Source organism: Paenibacillus sp. sgz302190 (assembly GCF_059820445.1).
The window spans coordinates 16,862-34,227 of record NZ_JBZYAO010000003.1; the positions used below are offsets into that span (position 1 = coordinate 16,862).

At 50.0% G+C, this 17,366-nt stretch carries 12 protein-coding genes and 1 pseudogene; all 13 read left to right on the forward strand.

Going from position 1 to position 17,366, the window contains the following annotated elements; all coding sequences use genetic code 11:
* The first annotated feature begins 20 nt into the window (after positions 1–20).
* The 13 genes and pseudogenes from AC6RNO_RS05325 (at position 21) to AC6RNO_RS05385 (ending at position 17,199) form a co-directional block, all read left to right on the forward strand.
* Entirely contained in the window at positions 21–491 is a 471-nt protein-coding gene (locus AC6RNO_RS05325) for a helix-turn-helix domain-containing protein (RefSeq protein WP_497104853.1), read from the forward strand.
* Positions 492–718: 227 nt separating this feature from the next.
* Positions 719–2,038, forward strand: coding sequence for a sulfatase family protein (locus AC6RNO_RS05330; protein WP_488437255.1), 1,320 nt, complete (start codon positions 719–721; stop codon positions 2,036–2,038).
* 144 nt (positions 2,039–2,182) lie between these two features.
* On the forward strand, positions 2,183–3,991 hold the full coding sequence (locus tag AC6RNO_RS05335; RefSeq protein WP_488437256.1) for a cache domain-containing sensor histidine kinase: 1,809 nt from the start codon (positions 2,183–2,185) through the stop codon (positions 3,989–3,991).
* Positions 3,992–4,173: 182 nt separating this feature from the next.
* Positions 4,174–5,130 carry an ABC transporter permease subunit gene (locus AC6RNO_RS05340; RefSeq protein WP_497104854.1) on the forward strand — a complete coding sequence of 319 codons (957 nt, stop codon included), beginning with the start codon at positions 4,174–4,176 and terminating at the stop codon, positions 5,128–5,130.
* 1 nt (position 5,131) lies between these two features.
* Positions 5,132–6,001 carry a carbohydrate ABC transporter permease gene (locus AC6RNO_RS05345; protein WP_474679268.1) on the forward strand — a complete coding sequence of 290 codons (870 nt, stop codon included), beginning with the start codon at positions 5,132–5,134 and terminating at the stop codon, positions 5,999–6,001.
* Positions 6,002–6,025: 24 nt separating this feature from the next.
* The gene (locus AC6RNO_RS05350; RefSeq protein ID WP_497104855.1) at positions 6,026–8,299 is read left to right on the forward strand and encodes a glycoside hydrolase family 3 N-terminal domain-containing protein; all 2,274 of its coding nucleotides are present in this window, start codon (positions 6,026–6,028) and stop codon (positions 8,297–8,299) included.
* Positions 8,300–8,322: 23 nt separating this feature from the next.
* Positions 8,323–9,759 carry a sulfatase-like hydrolase/transferase gene (locus AC6RNO_RS05355; protein ID WP_497104856.1) on the forward strand — a complete coding sequence of 479 codons (1,437 nt, stop codon included), beginning with the start codon at positions 8,323–8,325 and terminating at the stop codon, positions 9,757–9,759.
* Positions 9,760–9,900: 141 nt separating this feature from the next.
* Positions 9,901–11,421: an extracellular solute-binding protein gene (locus AC6RNO_RS05360; protein ID WP_474679265.1), complete on the forward strand. Its 1,521-nt coding sequence runs from the start codon at positions 9,901–9,903 to the stop codon at positions 11,419–11,421.
* Between the two features lie 170 nt (positions 11,422–11,591).
* On the forward strand, positions 11,592–13,139 hold the full coding sequence (locus tag AC6RNO_RS05365) for a sulfatase family protein (RefSeq protein ID WP_474679264.1): 1,548 nt from the start codon (positions 11,592–11,594) through the stop codon (positions 13,137–13,139).
* Between the two features lie 16 nt (positions 13,140–13,155).
* Positions 13,156–14,793, forward strand: coding sequence for a sulfatase-like hydrolase/transferase (locus AC6RNO_RS05370; RefSeq protein ID WP_497104857.1), 1,638 nt, complete (start codon positions 13,156–13,158; stop codon positions 14,791–14,793).
* Positions 14,794–14,846: 53 nt separating this feature from the next.
* Positions 14,847–15,092, forward strand: coding sequence for a hypothetical protein (locus AC6RNO_RS05375; RefSeq protein ID WP_474679862.1), 246 nt, complete (start codon positions 14,847–14,849; stop codon positions 15,090–15,092).
* A pseudogene (locus tag AC6RNO_RS05380) lies at positions 15,069–15,392 on the forward strand (cupin domain-containing protein); the annotation flags it as partial. The gene AC6RNO_RS05375 and the pseudogene AC6RNO_RS05380, both read left to right, overlap by 24 nt.
* Positions 15,393–15,876: 484 nt before the next feature.
* Positions 15,877–17,199, forward strand: coding sequence for an MATE family efflux transporter (locus tag AC6RNO_RS05385; RefSeq protein ID WP_497104858.1), 1,323 nt, complete (start codon positions 15,877–15,879; stop codon positions 17,197–17,199).
* The last annotated feature ends 167 nt before the right edge of the window (positions 17,200–17,366 follow it).

Genomic DNA, 17,366 nt, shown 5'->3' on the forward strand with positions numbered 1-17,366 from the left:
TTCGGATTTTTGCCGGTAAGTTGAACGATCTCCTCGAATATACGTATCCGGAATATGTGAAAACAGCTGCACCTCTGGAGACGACGGAAGAATCGCTCAAAAAGCTGATTCAAGCCTTGATCGAAAGCTGGTGCCAGTTTGGTCAGCAGCAGCATAACAAACGGTCCTTCAGACTTGTGATCAAGAAAGCGTGCGACTTTGCCGAAAAAAACTATATGCAGGAGATCAGCTTATCGCAAATCTCAGACTATGTCGGCCTTAGCGTCTCCCATTTCAGCGCGCTCTTCAAGCAATACTTGGGCGACTCCTTCGTCAATTACCTGAATAAAATCCGCATCGACAAAGCGAAGCAGCTGCTGCTGGAGCCCGATTTGAAAATATATCAGATTGCCGATATGGTGGGTTTTTCCTCAATGCCGTATTTTAATCGTGTTTTCAAAAATGTAACCGGACTATCCCCGAACGAATATCGGAAAGGGATGGGCATCTGAAGCTTCAAAGCTATAACAGGCTGTTCAACTGGCAAATTGCCGGTGGACGGCCTTTTTGTCATCTCCCGCTTGTATCGGAAATCAGAAAATTGTGTAAAGACTTCCCGGGACAGTTTCATTATGATGAAGCCATAGATTAATGTCAACGTATCAGACGGAAGGAAAGGCTATCCGAATCAGATCAACAAAGCATATGGGTGGCATCTATTTAATAGGAGGCAATCGCCATGAAAAACGTCATTATGATTACAACCGATCAACAAAAAGTAGATGCGATGGGCTGTGTCAATTCCAGCTATCACACCCCGAACCTGGATAAGCTGGTGGAACGAGGCGTACGGTTTACCGGCGTGATCTCGACGTCCGCCCAATGCTCACCTTCCAGGGCTAGCTGGATGACAGGGAAATTCCCTCATCAGGTAGGCGTCAACAATATCGGCCATGTGTTGGATCCGCAAGAGTGGGGCATTGCCAAGGAATTTAACCGCGCCGGATATGAAACTGTATATTTAGGAAAATGGCATTTAGGATTATCTCCAGCCGACCATGAATTCCAAATTACCGATTATCGGACCGACGGCTTCGAACTGGGCGTAGCCAATCCCGATCCGCGGTTTCATAGCCACAGGGATGCGCTGACAACGACGAAAGCCCTCAATTATTTGGACGACTATGAGGGGAGCAAGCTGTTCTTTATGGCAGTAAATTGGTTTATGCCGCATCCAAATGCGCCGGTGGACCCTCCCTTCGAGCTCATCAAGCAGTATGCAGAGCAGTTCCCGAAGTCTGAAATGCCTATTACGAGCAGCTATTACAAGGACGACCTGTCGACTAAGCCGGAATTTCAGCTGATACGGTCCCAGACGGGCGAATCCGCCATGACGGAAGAAATTGTCCGCAGAGATGCCCAGCACTACCGTTCCATGCTGAAGCTCATGGATGACAACCTGGGGCGCCTAATGAGCAAGCTCGAAGCCAAAGGGATGCTGGAAAATACTATTATCCTGTTTACGACAGATCATGGTGACATGCAGGGGGCTCATAAAATGCGCCTGAAGGGCGTTCTCCCTTATAAGGAGCTATATAACGTGCCTGTCATTCTGTATGCACCGGGAGAGAATCCGGCTCGTAACGTCATTCCGGACCTCGTTTCCAGCGCGGCTGTAACCGGTACGCTGCTCGACGTCGCAGGCATCCAGGTGCCGTCCGAATGCGAAGGCGGCTCGCTGCTGCCGCATCTTCGGCTCACTGAGCCTCCTGCGGATCAACTCGTCTTCTTCGAGCATTACAAGGCTTATTGGGGCTATCATCCTTTCCGTGCCGCCCAGACGCCGGAGTGGAAATATGTATACTACTACGAGGAAGACATGGAAGAGATGTACGACCTACAGAAGGATCCCGATGAACTGGTCAATATAGCAGGGAGACCGGAAGCGGAAACGGCAAGGCAGTCTCTTCGCAGTGCTGTGGATCATTGGTGGGACGCAACAGGCGGCTTATCACGTCCTGTAATTCTAGATACCGTAAACAAATGGGGTAAAGAATAGGGGAGGCTGAAGAGGATGTTATCTTTACGGATGACATCCTTCTTTTGTTTCTTTATATAGGAAAAAAAGATATACTAAATCGATAAAGAACATCTAAGGGATGTTTAGCCTCGAATTCATACAAACGTAAAGGCATGGTTCGGAATGAGACAATTTTGGGATCGATTCCCCATTAAGGTGAGCATGGTTTTCCTGTTTCTTGGAATCAGCTTTCTATCTATGATTCTGGTGGGCTTTTTCTCGCATTTGAACTATAGCAACACGGTAAAGAAAGACTTTCACACTGTGACGGATGAAGCGACCAAACGATTGCATTACCATATTGAATTTTATTTCGAGCAGTTGTCTAAGACCACGAAAACAGTCGTTAAAGAAGAGCTTCTCCAACGTTGGTTCGAGGACGGCGGAAGCATCTCGGTATATGATGCAGAAGACATTGAAGCGATGCTGAGACGTAACGTCGCGTTGAATTATAACGAGATAGCCGGAATATTCCTCATGTCTACGGACAAGCGTGTTCTTGCCATGCGGAACTACAGTTCAGAGGTTGAAAGCTTCCTCTCAGAGCCGTGGTATGACGTCCCGATTTCGGGGCAGCGTGTCCTTATCCCGACTCATACGATTAAATATCCGCAACATAACGGCCTTTCCGTAATCTCTATCTTAAATCCGGTTTACAGCAGCACTACGTTAGATCAGGTCGGTTATATCGTGATGGATTTGTCGCTGTCCGAAATAGAGGAAACGTTCGAAAGGTCGAAGCTCGGGCAATCAGGGCAGTTTATGTTGCTCTCCCCGGACGATACGATTGTTTACCACCGCGTTAAAGAGTGGCGCGGACACAAGCTTGCCGAAACGCCAATGGGCAATCAAATCGAGATACCGGCCGAAGGCGGGGTCAGTATCCAAACGGTTGACGGAAAAAGTATGCTGATCTCAACAAGCAGCTCCAAGGTGCTCGGCTGGAGGGTCGTGGCTGTCGTTCCATTTGACGAAATGGCGAGCGGGCTTTACTCGGCACGGAACACTACTATTGTTGCGTTTGGGCTTATTGCGATACTAGTTATATTTCTTGTTCCGCTTGTGTCCAATTTGTTTGTGAAGCCCGTGCTTCACTTGAGGCAGAATATGAACCCGGTGTTCCAGGGCGATTATAATACCAGAGCGGAATTCCGGAACGGAAAGAACGAGTTTCAGATATTGAACCACAGCTTTAACAAAATGGTCGAGCGGCTGGACGAGCAGATCCATACCATATCGGAGCTGAAGCTCCAAGAGGTACACATGCGGCTGAGGCAGAAGGAAGCTTATATCCAGGCGCTTCAAAATCAAATTAATCCTCATCTGCTCTATAATTCTTTGGATGTGATTAAAAGTATCGGCTATATTAACAATGACGAGCTTGTCGTAAGTATGGCTACTAATTTGGCAGACGTATACCGATATACCGCGAAATTTTCAGACCATGAGGTCACTTTACGGGAAGAGCTCACGATTCTGGAGAAATATCTTGAGATTACGCACATCCGATTTCCGAAGAATTTTCAGAGCCGGATTACGGTTAACCCGAAATTTTACGGCTGTTTGCTCGTGAAGCTGACTGCTCAGCCTTTGGTGGAAAATGCGGTGAAATACGTGGTCGAGCCAAGGGCGGGTAATGCTGCTATATTGGTCAGTACGTATGACGACAAGGACGACCTGGTAATTGAAATTGCGGACAACGGACCGGGTATTCCGGAATCGAAGTTGGATGAGCTTAGGCAAGGACTTAATGACATCTCCCGGCACGTTAACGATCAGGAGTTCATCCAAACGGAATCTTTAGGTATTAGGAATGTGCACACACGATTGTTTTTGAAGTATGGAGAGGGTTATGGGCTTGCTCTTTCTTCTTTTCCTAATAGAGGCACCGTCATTTCCGTTCGCATCCCGCTGAAATATAAAGAAGTATAGGAGAATGCCAGCATTGGACAAGGCCGTTCGACCGGATTATAACCGGTGGCGGTCTGTTTTTGTTATGCATGTTTGTGTAGGTTTGGAAATCAGATAATCGTATAACGACTTATGCCCGTTGAGCGGCTATGATGTAGCTATAACTCGATCCACATCAAAGTTTTACTCAGGAGGGAACGCACGTGCAGAGTCAATCCGCTATTAAATTGGTGCAGGCGAAACCGCAATCGCGCAGAAAGTCGGCGTTATGGGAATGGAAGAGGGGTCTTCCGTTATATCTGATGATTTTACCCGGTTTGTTGTATTTCTTAATCTTCCGCTACTTGCCGATGGGCGGGATCATTATTGCTTTTCAGGAGTACAGTCCGTTTGCAGGCTTCGGCGGCAGCGAATGGGTAGGTTTGGCGCATTTCGAGCGTTTGTTCGGAGAAGCGGATTTCTTAATCCTGTTAAGAAACACGTTAGTCTTGAGCGCGCTTAACTTGTTCTTATTTTTCCCGGCCCCGGTTGTGATCGCTGTTGTTCTTAACGAGGTTCGTGTACGTTGGTTTAAGAAATTTGTTCAAACAGCCATTTATATGCCGCACTTTATATCGTGGGTCGTAGTAGTGGGCATTACCGTCATCCTGTTTGCTACACAGGAAGGCGCGATTAACAAAGGGCTTGCCAGTGCGGGCTTCGAGCGAATTGAGCTGATGACAGACCCTAATTATTTCCGATGGGTGTATGTGTTCCAGAGCATCTGGAAAGAAGCGGGCTGGAATGCGGTTATTTTCCTTGCGGCGCTGGCAGCTGTAGATCCTACCTTGTATGAAGCGGCTGTCGTCGATGGCGCGAATCGTTGGAAGCAGATGTGGTATATTACGCTTCCGGCGCTTAAAGGAACGATTATTATATTATTTATTCTGCGATTGGGACATGTCATGGATATAGGCTTCGAGCACATTTATTTGATGCAAAATTCGCTGAACTTATCGGTTTCCGATGTATTTGATACGTATGTGTACCGGTCCGGTGTTCTGCAAGGTGAATTCAGCTTTACGACGGCCGTAGGACTGTTCAAATCGCTGGTCGGCCTTGTCTTGATTATGCTGGCAAACAAGTTTTCCAAAAAAGCAGGCGAAGAGGGGGTTTACTAACATGAATGCATTTGACTCGCGTGGAAAAGATCCGCTCTTCACCGGAACGATTTATGGGTTGCTGGTCCTTACCCTTCTGGCTATTTTGGCCCCTTTTCTTTATGTTGTGGCCAGCTCGTTAGCGACTGAACAGGAATTTGTGTCCCGCAGCTTCTTTATCATTCCTCATGAGTTGACCATCCAAGCTTATGGCTACCTGCTCAGCAACGATAACTTTATGAGATCGTTCCAAAATGCCGTGACGATTACAGTGACGGGTACGGCCATCAACATTTTGCTGACGAGCCTTATGGCATACGGCTTATCGAAGAACTGGCTGAAAGGTCGTCGGACGATGAACTTTATGGTTCTGTTCACGATGATTTTTGCCGGGGGGATGATTCCTACCTATCTTGTGGTCAAGGAACTGGGCCTGCTTAACAGCTACTGGGCACTTTACCTGACCGGCGCGATAGCCCCATTTAACCTGATTGTTATGCGGAGCTTCTTTCAGAACATCCCTTCCGAATTGGAAGAATCAGCAAAAATCGATGGCTGCTCCGAGATGCGTTTGTTCTGGCAAATCGTCATGCCGCTATCCATGCCGGCGGTTGTTACCTTCACTTTGTTTTACGCAGTACACAACTGGAACACCTATTTCTACGCGATCCTGTTCTTGAATAACTCGCATGATATGCCGCTTCAAGTGTTTTTGCGCCAAATGCTGATCGAGTCCGATTCCAGTATGGCAGAAGGTTCGGGCGGCTTCTCTTACACGCCTGCCGTTAAAATGGCTGCTGTCCTAATAACAGCGTTTCCGCTGTTGGTCGTGTATCCTTTCATGCAGAAATATTTTAACAAGGGAATGCTGATGGGTTCGGTGAAAGGCTAATTTATTAGAAGCGAGGGAAATCCAGTGGAGCAGCGTCAGAACGATCAAGTTATACGGTATGTGCAAAATGAAAAAGGCCCTACACTCGGTTATACCGAGGGAACGGGAGTAAATATAATCCGTCAGGACGGCCTGTCATTTAAGGATTTGAACAAAGACGGCAAGCTGGATCCTTATGAGGATTGGCGCTTATCACCAGAGGAGAGGGCGAAGGATCTTGCGTCTAAAATGTCCGTCGACCAAATCGCCGGTTTGATGCTGTACAGCAAACATCAAGCGATTCCTGGGAGTAAGGGCTTCAATCCGGCGACTTACGGCGGCAAGTCCTATGAGGAGAGCGCCTTGGAGCCATACGCTTTAACGGATCAGCAGCGGCAGTTTCTGGCCAAAGACCATATCCGCCACGTGCTTGTGACGAGCGTGGAGAGTCCGGAGTGCGCTGCGAGATGGAATAACCTGCTGCAGCAGGTTGCCGAAAGCGAGCCTCTTGGCATTCCGGCTAATAACAGCTCTGATCCGCGTCACGGCCTGGATGCTTCCACCGAATTCAAGGTCGGCGGAGGCAGCCAAATATCGATCTGGCCGGAATCGATGGGCCTTGCGGCAACGTTCGACCCCGAGCTCGCCCGCAAGTTCGGGGAGATTGCGGCCAAGGAATATCGGGCCCTCGGCTTGTCGACTGCTCTGTCTCCGCAGGTCGATATCGGCACTGATCCGCGCTGGTTCCGGTTCGGCATGACGTTCGGCGAGGATCCGCATTTGACTGCCGATATGGCCCGCGCTTATATAGACGGCTTCCAAACGTCGAAGGGCGAAGCGGAAATCGTGGACGGCTGGGGCTATAACAGTGTAAATGCGATGGTGAAGCACTGGCCCGGCGGCGGCTCTGGTGAAGCGGGGCGTGACGCGCACTTCGGCTACGGCAAATATGCCGTATACCCGGGCAATAACTTCGAGCAGCACCTGATTCCTTTTACCGAAGGAGCGTTTTGCCTGAACGGCAAGACGGGGCAGGCGTCCGCGGTTATGCCTTACTATACGATCTCCTGGGAGCAGGACAAAAAGAACGGGGAAAACGTCGGCAACTCCTACAGTTCCTACCTCATTAATGATTTGCTCCGCGAGCAGGTCGGCTACGACGGTGTCGTATGCACGGACTGGAGCATCACTGCCGACGAGCCGGAGGATATTACGAGGCTGAATCCCGGTGGAAGATGCTGGGGAGTTGAAGAGGGGTACACCGTAGCGGAGCGCCACTATAAGCTGCTCATGGCAGGAGTGGACCAGTTCGGCGGTAACAACGAAGCCGGCCCGATCATTGAGGCGTACCAGATCGGCGTTCGGGAGCATGGTGAAGCTTATATGCGGAAGCGGTTCGAGCAATCGGCCGTTAGGCTGTTGAAAAACATATTCAGACTGGGTCTGTTCGAAAATCCATACGTCGATGTCGAGAAAACCGTGGAGACGGTAGGCTGCGAGGCGTTCACACAAGCCGGCTACGAGGCTCAGCTGAAAGCGTTCGTCCTGCTGAAGAACGAGAACCAGGTCCTCCCTATGAAATCAAATAAGAAGGTATATATTCCGAAGAGGAAGCTCCCGGCCCGCAGCAACTGGATTGGACGGCTGGTTCCGGCAAGCGATGGCTATCCCGTCAACCTTGATGAGATCAGACGCTACTTCGAAGTGACGGAGGAGCCTGATGAAGCGGACTTCGCCCTCGTCTTCATCGAAAGCCCGCACTCTACGATGGGCTACAGCAAGGCGGACGTGGCTGCCGGCGGTTCGGGGTATGTCCCGATCAGCCTGCAATATGGACCTTATACCGCAGAGCATGGTCGGGATGTCAGCATCGCAGGAGATCCGCGAAATGTGCTGAACCGGGCGTATAACGGGAAGATGGTCACCGTGACCAATGCAGGGGACCTTGACATGGTGCTGGAGACGAAGCAGCGGATGAAGGACAAGCCGGTCATTGTGTCTCTGACCTTGAATAATCCAATGGTCGTCGCGGAATTCGAGGGTGCAGCCAGTGCGATCTTGGCCAACTTCGGAGCTGTGGAGAAGTCCATTATGGATGTGATTACCGGAGCTGCGGAACCGAGCGGCTTGCTGCCTTTCCAAATGCCGGCCGATATGCGAACCGTCGAGGAGCAGCATGAGGACGTTCCTCATGATATGAGAGTATATGTCGATTCTGCCGGCCATGCTTACGACTTCGCGTACGGACTCAATTGGAGCGGTGTCATGGAGGATGACAGAACAGCTAAATATGGAAACCGGCTATCAAGCATGAAATAGTGAGATGATTGGAGGAATTACGTATGAGGAAACCGGATCTATTGGTGTTCTTGAGCGATCAGCATCATGCGCGTTACTCAGGCTATGCAGGGCATGCGACGGTTTGCACGCCTCATCTGGACCAACTGGCTCAGGAAGGGACCGTCATGTGTGCGGCTTACACGTCGTCACCGCTATGCGTTCCTTCTAGAGTATCGATGCTGACCGGACAGCTGCCGGAGAAAACTGGCGTCTATACAAATAACGGTGCGATCGGCAGCGATCAGGCAACTTTTCTTCATGGCATCGCTGCGGAAGGTTACGAGACTGTGCTGTGCGGACGGATGCATTTTATGGGCGAGGACCAGCGGCATGGGTTCACCAAACGCATTATGGGTGAGATGACTCCGCTATTTTGGGGGCGATACGGTGCGGCCCGTTCGGATCTGGGACCCTATGTCGGCACAATGGCCAATCAAAGCTTGAAAATTATCGGAGGCGGAACGTCTCCTGTGCTTGAGTACGACAAGGCTGTGATCAAGGCCGCCTTGGACTATTTGAATCAAGACCATGAGAAACCGCAGTGCATCTTTGTCGGTACGTATGGTCCGCATCATACATTCGTAGCTCCTCCTGAGCGGTATACGTATTACAAGGAAAGGGTAGACATTCCGGAGTCGTTCCGGCTCGATGAGGGTCATCCTGTCCTGCAGAAGATGCGAACCGGGAACAAGCTGACGGAGGACAATGTTATCAAGCTGCGTGCCGCCTACATGGGGATGATCGAAACGATAGATAGCCAGGTCGGAGAAGTGCGTGGTGCATGGAACCGTTATTTGGAACGCAGCGGTCGGCAAGGAGTGTTCATCTATATGTCTGACCACGGCGAGCAGGCCGGTGAGCATGGGTTGATCGGGAAGAACACCTTCTATGAAGGCTCGGCAAAAATCCCCATGATCGTGGAAGGAACCGGAGTATCAGCCGGTCGTCGAGTTGAGCAGCCGGTAAGCATTATGGATTTAGGGCCGACGCTGTGTGCCTATGCCGGAGCTGAGACTCCGCCAAGACAGGACGGCATCAGCCTGAAATCCTTGCTGGAGAACGGCGCTGAGGATCCGGAGCGGTACATCATTAGCGAGTGTATAGCAACGCTGGACAGCGGTCCGGTTCCAGGGCGCATGCTAAGGCAGGGCAACTGGAAGTATGTCGCCTACGCCTTCCATGAGCAGTACAACCAACTGTTCGACTTGAGTAAGGATCCGCAGGAACTTCACAATCTGGCTCAAGAAAGAAGCGACGTTGTCGGACATTTTGAGGTCATTTTGAAACAGACCTGGAATACGGCCGCGATTATCGAGAAGCATCTGGAGAAAGCGGAGCATCATCAGCTGTTGGCCAAATGGGGCAAGGCTACCGATGTTCCGGAGCTTGAAAGATGGCCGGTGCCGGTCGAGGCTACTGCCCTTCCGGTTGTGGAGTAAGGAAAACTTTTCAAATAGTAAAATGAGTTCGCCGGATTTAAGATAATAAATCAGATAATTGTGTAACGCATATTTTATGCTAGTCCCCTATGATAAGGATGTAACTCAAGACGGATTTAGATGAAGAGAGAGGGGAATACAATGAAAAAGATTTTATTGGTTTTTTGCGCACTTACGTTATCCTTCGGCAGTGTTGTAGCCTGCTCCAAGCCTAATGCCACAGGCAAAGCATCCCAGCAGACTGGAGATAATAAGGCGGTTGCAGACGATTTAAGCGAAAAAATGACGATCACTTGGATGGCGCGTTCGTTCCAAGGCGGCGGCTGGCCGGATGATAACCCTATGATTCAAGCGTTAAACAAAAAGTTCAACGTCGATATAAAGATGCAGTGGGTGCCGGCAGCAAACTATAAAGAAAAGCTGAACGTGCTTGCCGCTTCCAACGATTTCCCGGATATTTTCCTGGTGCTTAATCCGGAGTTCAACAAGTGGAAGAAACAGGGACTATTTCAAGATCTTCAGCCTGCGATGAACCAATATCCGAACTTGGCCAAGATTCCTAAGGAGCCTTTGTACGTTCTTAATCCCAAAGGTAAACTCCTCGGTCTTCCTTTTTATATTACGGAAAATAGAGATACATTAAGCGTACGTGAAGACTGGCTGAGGAAGTTGGGCATGTCCGCTCCGAAGACCATCGACGAATTTTATGAAGTAGCGAAAGCGTTCGCATTGAAAGACCCAGACGGCAACGGAAAGCAGGATACGACCGGATTCTCACTGTATTATGACACAACGAGCAATTCGATCCGCGATATCGAATTCATTATGGCCAGTTTTGGGCTTTATAACCAATGGGCAGATGTTAACGGAAAGCTGGTTCCTTATCAAACGCAGGTGGCTGAGTGGAAAAATCTCTTGACCTTCCTAAATAAAGCCTATAATGAAGGTGTTCTCGATAAGGACTTTGCCGTCAATAAAATCAGATCCACTGTAGAGAAGTTCGAATCGAACAAGGTCGGGTTTGCCTATCTGAATCCGAACGATTGGAAGAATCACCAGGCTGCCATCACCAAGCTTGTCCCGGACGCGGTTATTAAACCGTTGGATCCGCCTAAAGGACCTACAGGCAAAACAGGAACCTCTAACATTAATATGCTGGATAAGAACGTCATCAACGCCAAGATTGATCCTAAGAAGCAGCAGCGGATCCTGAAAATCCTCGACTACTTCCTGTCTCCGGAAGGCTCTGATTTTATCAAAAACGGGATTGAAGGCGTACATTACAAGAAGGTAGCCGAAGGCAAATTCGAGAAATTGGAAGCAGCGGACAAAGACCGTCAAAATCTGTTTAACAACTGGGTGTTCCGTCCATTCGATCCGAGTATTCAGATGTACAAATGGGAGGATCCTACCTATCACCAGGTGATAAAAGACATGTTTACCCAGAATGAAAAGTATACTTGGAAAAATAAAGCCGCTGGACTCGAATCCGAGACGTTGACGAAGTCCGGGGCGAACTTGAACCTGAAATGGTGGGAGACAGTCTCCAAAATCATCATGGGCCGCGAGCCGGTATCCGCTATCGAGAAAGCGTCGGCTGACTGGCTGGCAGGCGGTGGCAACAAAATCATTGAAGAACTGAACGTTTCATATAAGGAATAACGGTTGGTACGATCCCTGAGGAGTCACTTACGAAAGTATGAGGCCTCTCAGGGATTTTTTTGTAGCTTGAGAGTATCACTATTCAGAGAATCGGATAACGACTTATCGTGGGCGAGTGTTTATGATAAAAGTGTGCCATACGCTAGCTTAGAGGAATGGAGCTGATCAATATGAGAATTTTGTTTTTGGATTTGGATTCGACAAGTCCGGATCACCTAGGATGTTATGGGTATCAACGGAATACTTCGCCGAATATCGACCGCATTGCTACGGAAGGTGTTCGCTTTACTAACTACTATACATCGGACGCCCCTTGTGCTCCGTCTCGCACAGCGCTGATGAGCGGCAAATTTGGGATCGTCAACGGCCTTGTCGGACATGGCGGAACTGCAGGCGATATGAAGCTTGAGGGAACGGAGCGGGAGTTGATGGGGAAGCTGACGCGGGGAGGCTCGCTTCCTTCGTATCTTGGACTGGCGGCCGATATGAATACGGCTTTGATTAGTCCATTTGCTCAAAGACACTCGACCTTTCAGTTTTATGCCGGTTTTAATGAAATCTTGAACACAGGAAGATATGGCAACGAATCGGCCGAGCATGTGACGCCGGTGGCGTTGGATTGGATTCAGCGCAATGGGAGTAAAGATAACTGGTTCCTGTACATTAACTACTGGGATCCGCATACGCCATACCGTGCACCTCGAGAGTTCGGCAATCCGTTCGAACATGAGCCTCTGCCAGAGTGGATTACCGAAGAGGTTTTGGAGCGGCATAAGGAAATGGTCGGCTCCCACTGTGTGCATGAGCTGAACATTGATTTCCGAAATAAGAAATATACCAACGAAACGAGCCCTCAATTCCCGCGTCACCCAGGTGAGATTCTGAACATGGATGATATGCGGAAGATGATAGACGGCTACGATTGTGGGATCCGTTATATGGATGACCATCTAGGCACATTATTCAAAGCTCTGGAAGAGCAAGGCGTCATGGAAGAGTTGATCATTATTATCTCTGCCGACCATGGCGAGAACATGGGGCAGCTCGGTATCTATGGAGAGCATGCCACCGCAGATCAAGGGACATGCCGCATTCCAATGATTATCCGCTGGCCGGGAATGAAGCAGGGAATCGTGGATGACGGACTGCATTATCACCTCGATTTGCTGCCGACCTTGGCGGAGATGCTGGGCAGCCAGCCAATCCCGGATTGGCACGGACAGAGCTTCGCTCCGGCACTCAAGGAAGGTGCTGAGTGCGGGCGTGACTACTTGGTTGTCTCCCAATGCGCTCATGTAGCCCAGCGTGCGGTTCGCTTCAGGGACTGGATTTATATTCGTACCTATCATGACGGTCTCCATTTGTTTGATGAAGATATGCTGTACAATTTGGCCGAGGACCCGAAGGAGCAGTTTAACGTTGCGGCTGAGCATCGAGAGCTCTGTTACGAAGCTGTTTATTATTTAAACCAGTGGCATGACGATATGATGCGGCGCAACAGCGATGATGTCGATCCTTTATGGACCGTGATGAAGGAAGGCGGACCGTTCCATGCCAAGGGCTATCTAAGAAATTACATGGAGCGGTTGCAGGAAACGGGAAGAGCGCACCTTGCAGATAAGCTCAAGCGGAGACACCCTGCAGAGTTTCCACAGGAACGAAGCAGCATCCTAGCAGGCTTTCAGGCGAAGATAAGCTCAAAAATGGCGGGCAAATAAGAAGGGGATGAGAGAAATGAGTGCCAAGACTACGAGACCGAATATCCTGTGGATTTCATTAGAGGATACGAGTCCGAGGTTCGGCTGTTACGGTGATGCGCTGGCGCGGACTCCTCATATCGATGAGCTAGCGGCTGCGGGTACGATGTACCCTAACGCGTTTGCAACGGCAGGCGTCTGCTCCCCGAGCCGTTCTGCAATCATTACGAGCATGTATCCAACTGCAATAGGTGCTCACCACATGCGTACGGAGCATGTTAACAGGTTTATGCCGGAGCTTCCGACGCCTTATTTTGCAGTTCCTCCGGCTTATGTTAAGACGTTTACAGAATATTTGCGGGCAGAGGGCTACTATTGTACGAACAACTGGAAAACGGACTATCAGTTCGCTTCGCCATTGACCGCGTGGGATGAAGATAGCCGGGACGCGCATTGGCGCAAACGGGATTCGGATCAACCGTTCTTTGCGGTATTTAACCACATTCTGACGCATGAGAGCAGCATGTGGGGAAATATGATCCGCGGAAATTATTATCCTGATCATAATATGGATCGGCCGCTAGTTACCGATCCGAATCAGGTGAAGGTACCGCCATACTTGCCGGATACTCCTAAAACCCGTGAATCTATCGCCAGGTATTACGATCTGATTGCCGAAGCGGATGAGTTCGTCGGTTCCCTATTGCAGCAATTGGAGGAAGACGGTCTCGCGGAGAACACGATTGTGTTTCTATGGAGCGACCATGGCGAAGGCCTGCCCCGTGCCAAACGTTGGCCATACGACGCAGGAATCCGGGTACCTCTGATCGTCCGCTGGCCAGGCATGATGGAGCCGGGACAAGTGAACGATACCCTCGTCAGCTTGATTGATCTCGGTCCTACCGTGCTGTCGTTAGCCGGGGTAACCGTGCCTAACCATATGCAAGGTCAGCCTTTTCTGGGGAGCAAGGCAAAGCCGAGGGACTATGTGTTCGCGACTCGTGACCGGTACGATGAGTCTTATGACATGATCCGCGCTGCACGGGATAAGCGGTATAAATATATCCGGAATTATTATCCGGAAAAGCCTTATCTGCAGTGGGTTCAGTTCAGCCATCAGCATCCGGCGTTTCAGGAGCTGTGGAGACTGGAGCTTTCCGGCCAGCAGGAAGGAGACCAGCGGTTATTGATGCAGCACAAGCGTCCCGCTGAGGAGCTATATGACTGCTTGGAGGATCCTTACGAAATCAGGAATCTGGCGGCCGATCCGGCCTATAGTAAGGAGCTGGGGAGGTTTCGTTCGGTCGTCGATGATTGGCGCAGCAAATACGATGTGTGGGGTGACGTGCCGGAGGAGCAGATGGTAGCGCAAATGTGGCCCGGCGGGGTACAGCCGCAAACCGCCGCACCGATTTTCATCCCCCTAAACAGCATGCTGCCCGGAAGGGAAGCCGTGACCCGCGGCGAGTATGGGGAAACGACTGCGTTCCTGCTGCATTCGGCTACGCAAGGAGCATCCATTGCTTACACAATAGAAGACGGAGACAATCCGTCTTGGAAGCTGTATACCAAACCGTTAATCCTCACGGAAGGCACGATGAATATTCGCGCTAAGGCGGTTCGTATCGGCTACAAAGATAGTGAGGAAGCGGCGGCAACATTTAAGAGAGTTTAGACTGCACCAAACAATAGGCAAGCTTTAGTTACGAAGGTAACACTCGGATCGGCATGATTAGCGGGGAGCAAGTAATAGACCTGAACTATGCATATCGCTCGATGCTGGAGGCAGAGGGGGTCATTCGCTCGGTACAAGTCGCTGAAGCCTTCGTTCCGGCAAATATGTTGGAGTTCCTGCAGGGCGGCGAGCAAAGCATAGAATTGGTCAAGAAGGCGATAGACTATGTCCAAAAGCATGGAGATGCCGTGAAATATAAGGTGTTCCATAGCGTACCGAATATTGCCGCTTGGATGTAGAAGCTTCCGGCAGGATTCCATTCGAAGGCGCACCGCCATACCAGCTCGACCATTTATCAGGTGTTTAAAGGAAGCGGGTATTCCATTATAAATGGAGTTCGATATGATTGGTCACAAGGCGATTTCTTTGTAGTGCCGAACTGGGCATGGCATGAGCATGTTGCGGCTGAAGAGGCATACCTGTTCTCTGCAAGCGACCTGCCGATTATGGAGAAGTTCGAGCTTCAACGTGAAGAGGGTTATGAGGCTAACGAAGGGCATCAAACCATAACGGAAGAATTTAAACCGTTACTGCCTTAAATTCGCGACGTGCGCGATTCCCAAAGTGTGTGGTTAATTATATGCATCAACTTAAAAATAGACGACTCATGTCGGATGTCAAGAACAATTGCCGCGTAAATCGCGGCTTTCTTGTTTTATTGGACAAAGTTATTGTCAAAACTTCAGTGAGAGGAACTTTATACCATTCGGGCAGACATCGAAAAAGGCAGGATTTCAATTCGATAGTTTGTGTGGTGACGCAATGTTTCCTAAATCGCCCATGGAGACCGACTAACGTTACATGAAGCCATACTGGATGATGACTGTAAAAGACCCGCGGAGACGGCAATAGGAATCCACTCAATTCAACGCTAAGAAGGACAAATCGGCACGAACGATGCCGCGGCTGGATTGGAAGCCTTTTTGAGCTAAATGGCAGTAATGTCGCATTAGCGTTACTTATTTTCAAAGTAATGAACAAGGCGTAAGATAGGAAGTAGTTAATGAGGAGAGTGCATCATATATGTTACCTGCCCCCGCAAATCGCGTCGCATCTATCGCCATTCCTGCAATCTGCGAAGCCTACTTACAGAGCCTGCTCGGCGTTGTTGACGCCTGGTTTATCGCTAGTATCGGACTTGTCGCCGTGAACGCGGTCGGCGTGGCAAATATTTACAGTCTTACATACATCGGTGTTTTCACTGCGGTTTCCACTGCTTTGTCCGTGTTTCTCTCGCGGGCCGTAGGGGCCAGGGATTTCAAACGAGGACGTTCTGCCGTTTGGCACGGCTATGTGGTCGCCTTGGCGCTAGGGTTCATCCTCTCGGCCGTTTCCGTCTTTCTTGCATCGCCCTTGCTTCACATCATGGGGGCGTACGGAGAGCTTGAAGAAGCCGCTTTGCCTTACTTTCAAGTTGTGCTCGGCATCTTCCCGCTCATCGCATTGTTTACCGCTCAAGCAGCGGCGTTTCGTGCTACGGGGGATACCAAAACACCTCTCAAAGTGGCTCTTGAAATGAACGTGTTTCACGTCGTACTAGATTATGTTCTAATCTTTGGCATCGGATCAGTCCAAGGATTCGGCTTGGGTGGAGCGGCGTGGGCCATGGTCATATCACGGCTGTACGCGCTGCTTCGATTGTGGTGGAAGTCCAGAGGTTTGGAAGCGATCCGCCTGCAAAAAGAGGATTTCACATGGCGGCTGCCGCTTTTGACCGAAATGATTAAATTTGCCGTACCCGCTGCAGCTGAGCGGCTTTCCATGCGGCTTGGGCAGGTCATCTACTTTGGTCTTATCGTGCGAATGGGAATTAACGTCTATGCGGCACATACGATCGCTGGAACGCTCACAGTATTTGCCTCGACCGTCGGGGCGGGGTTTGCCACGGCCGCAAGCGTTACTATCGGGCAGGCCATCGGCAGCAAGGACCTGGCTGCCGTGCAGTCGTATCGACGCTGGAGCTATATTCTGTCGGCTGCCTCGATGACCGTCATAACCGCGCTCATTTGCATCCTCGCGCCTTGGATCGGGCTGCTGTTTACGGATAACCAACAGGTTATTCAATTGTTGCTCATCGTGCTGGCCATCGACACCGTCTCACAGCCGTTTCTGGCCTCCACGCTCGTGGATACCTCTGCAATCCAAGCAGGCGGGAACAGCAAATATCCGATGATTGTGACAACAATCGGCATTTGGGGGATCCGAACGCTCGGTGTATATGTTTTTGCTTGGAACATGGGATGGGGATTACCTGCCGTCTGGGCCAGCATTGCGGCCGATAACACGCTGAGGGCTGTTTTGTTTGCAAGGTACCGAAAAAGGCAAGGTATAGTGTTGCGTAACTAACGAGTTTCTTAAGATTCGTGATCCGCTAATGGAGACGTTTAATGGGGCGGACTTGAATTATAAAAGAATCTTTAGATACAAACGTTGATGCTGAATACACACTAGCTTCCTGGTTAAGGACTTGGGCAACTAAAACAAATAAAGTCATCGACATACCATTAATCGCT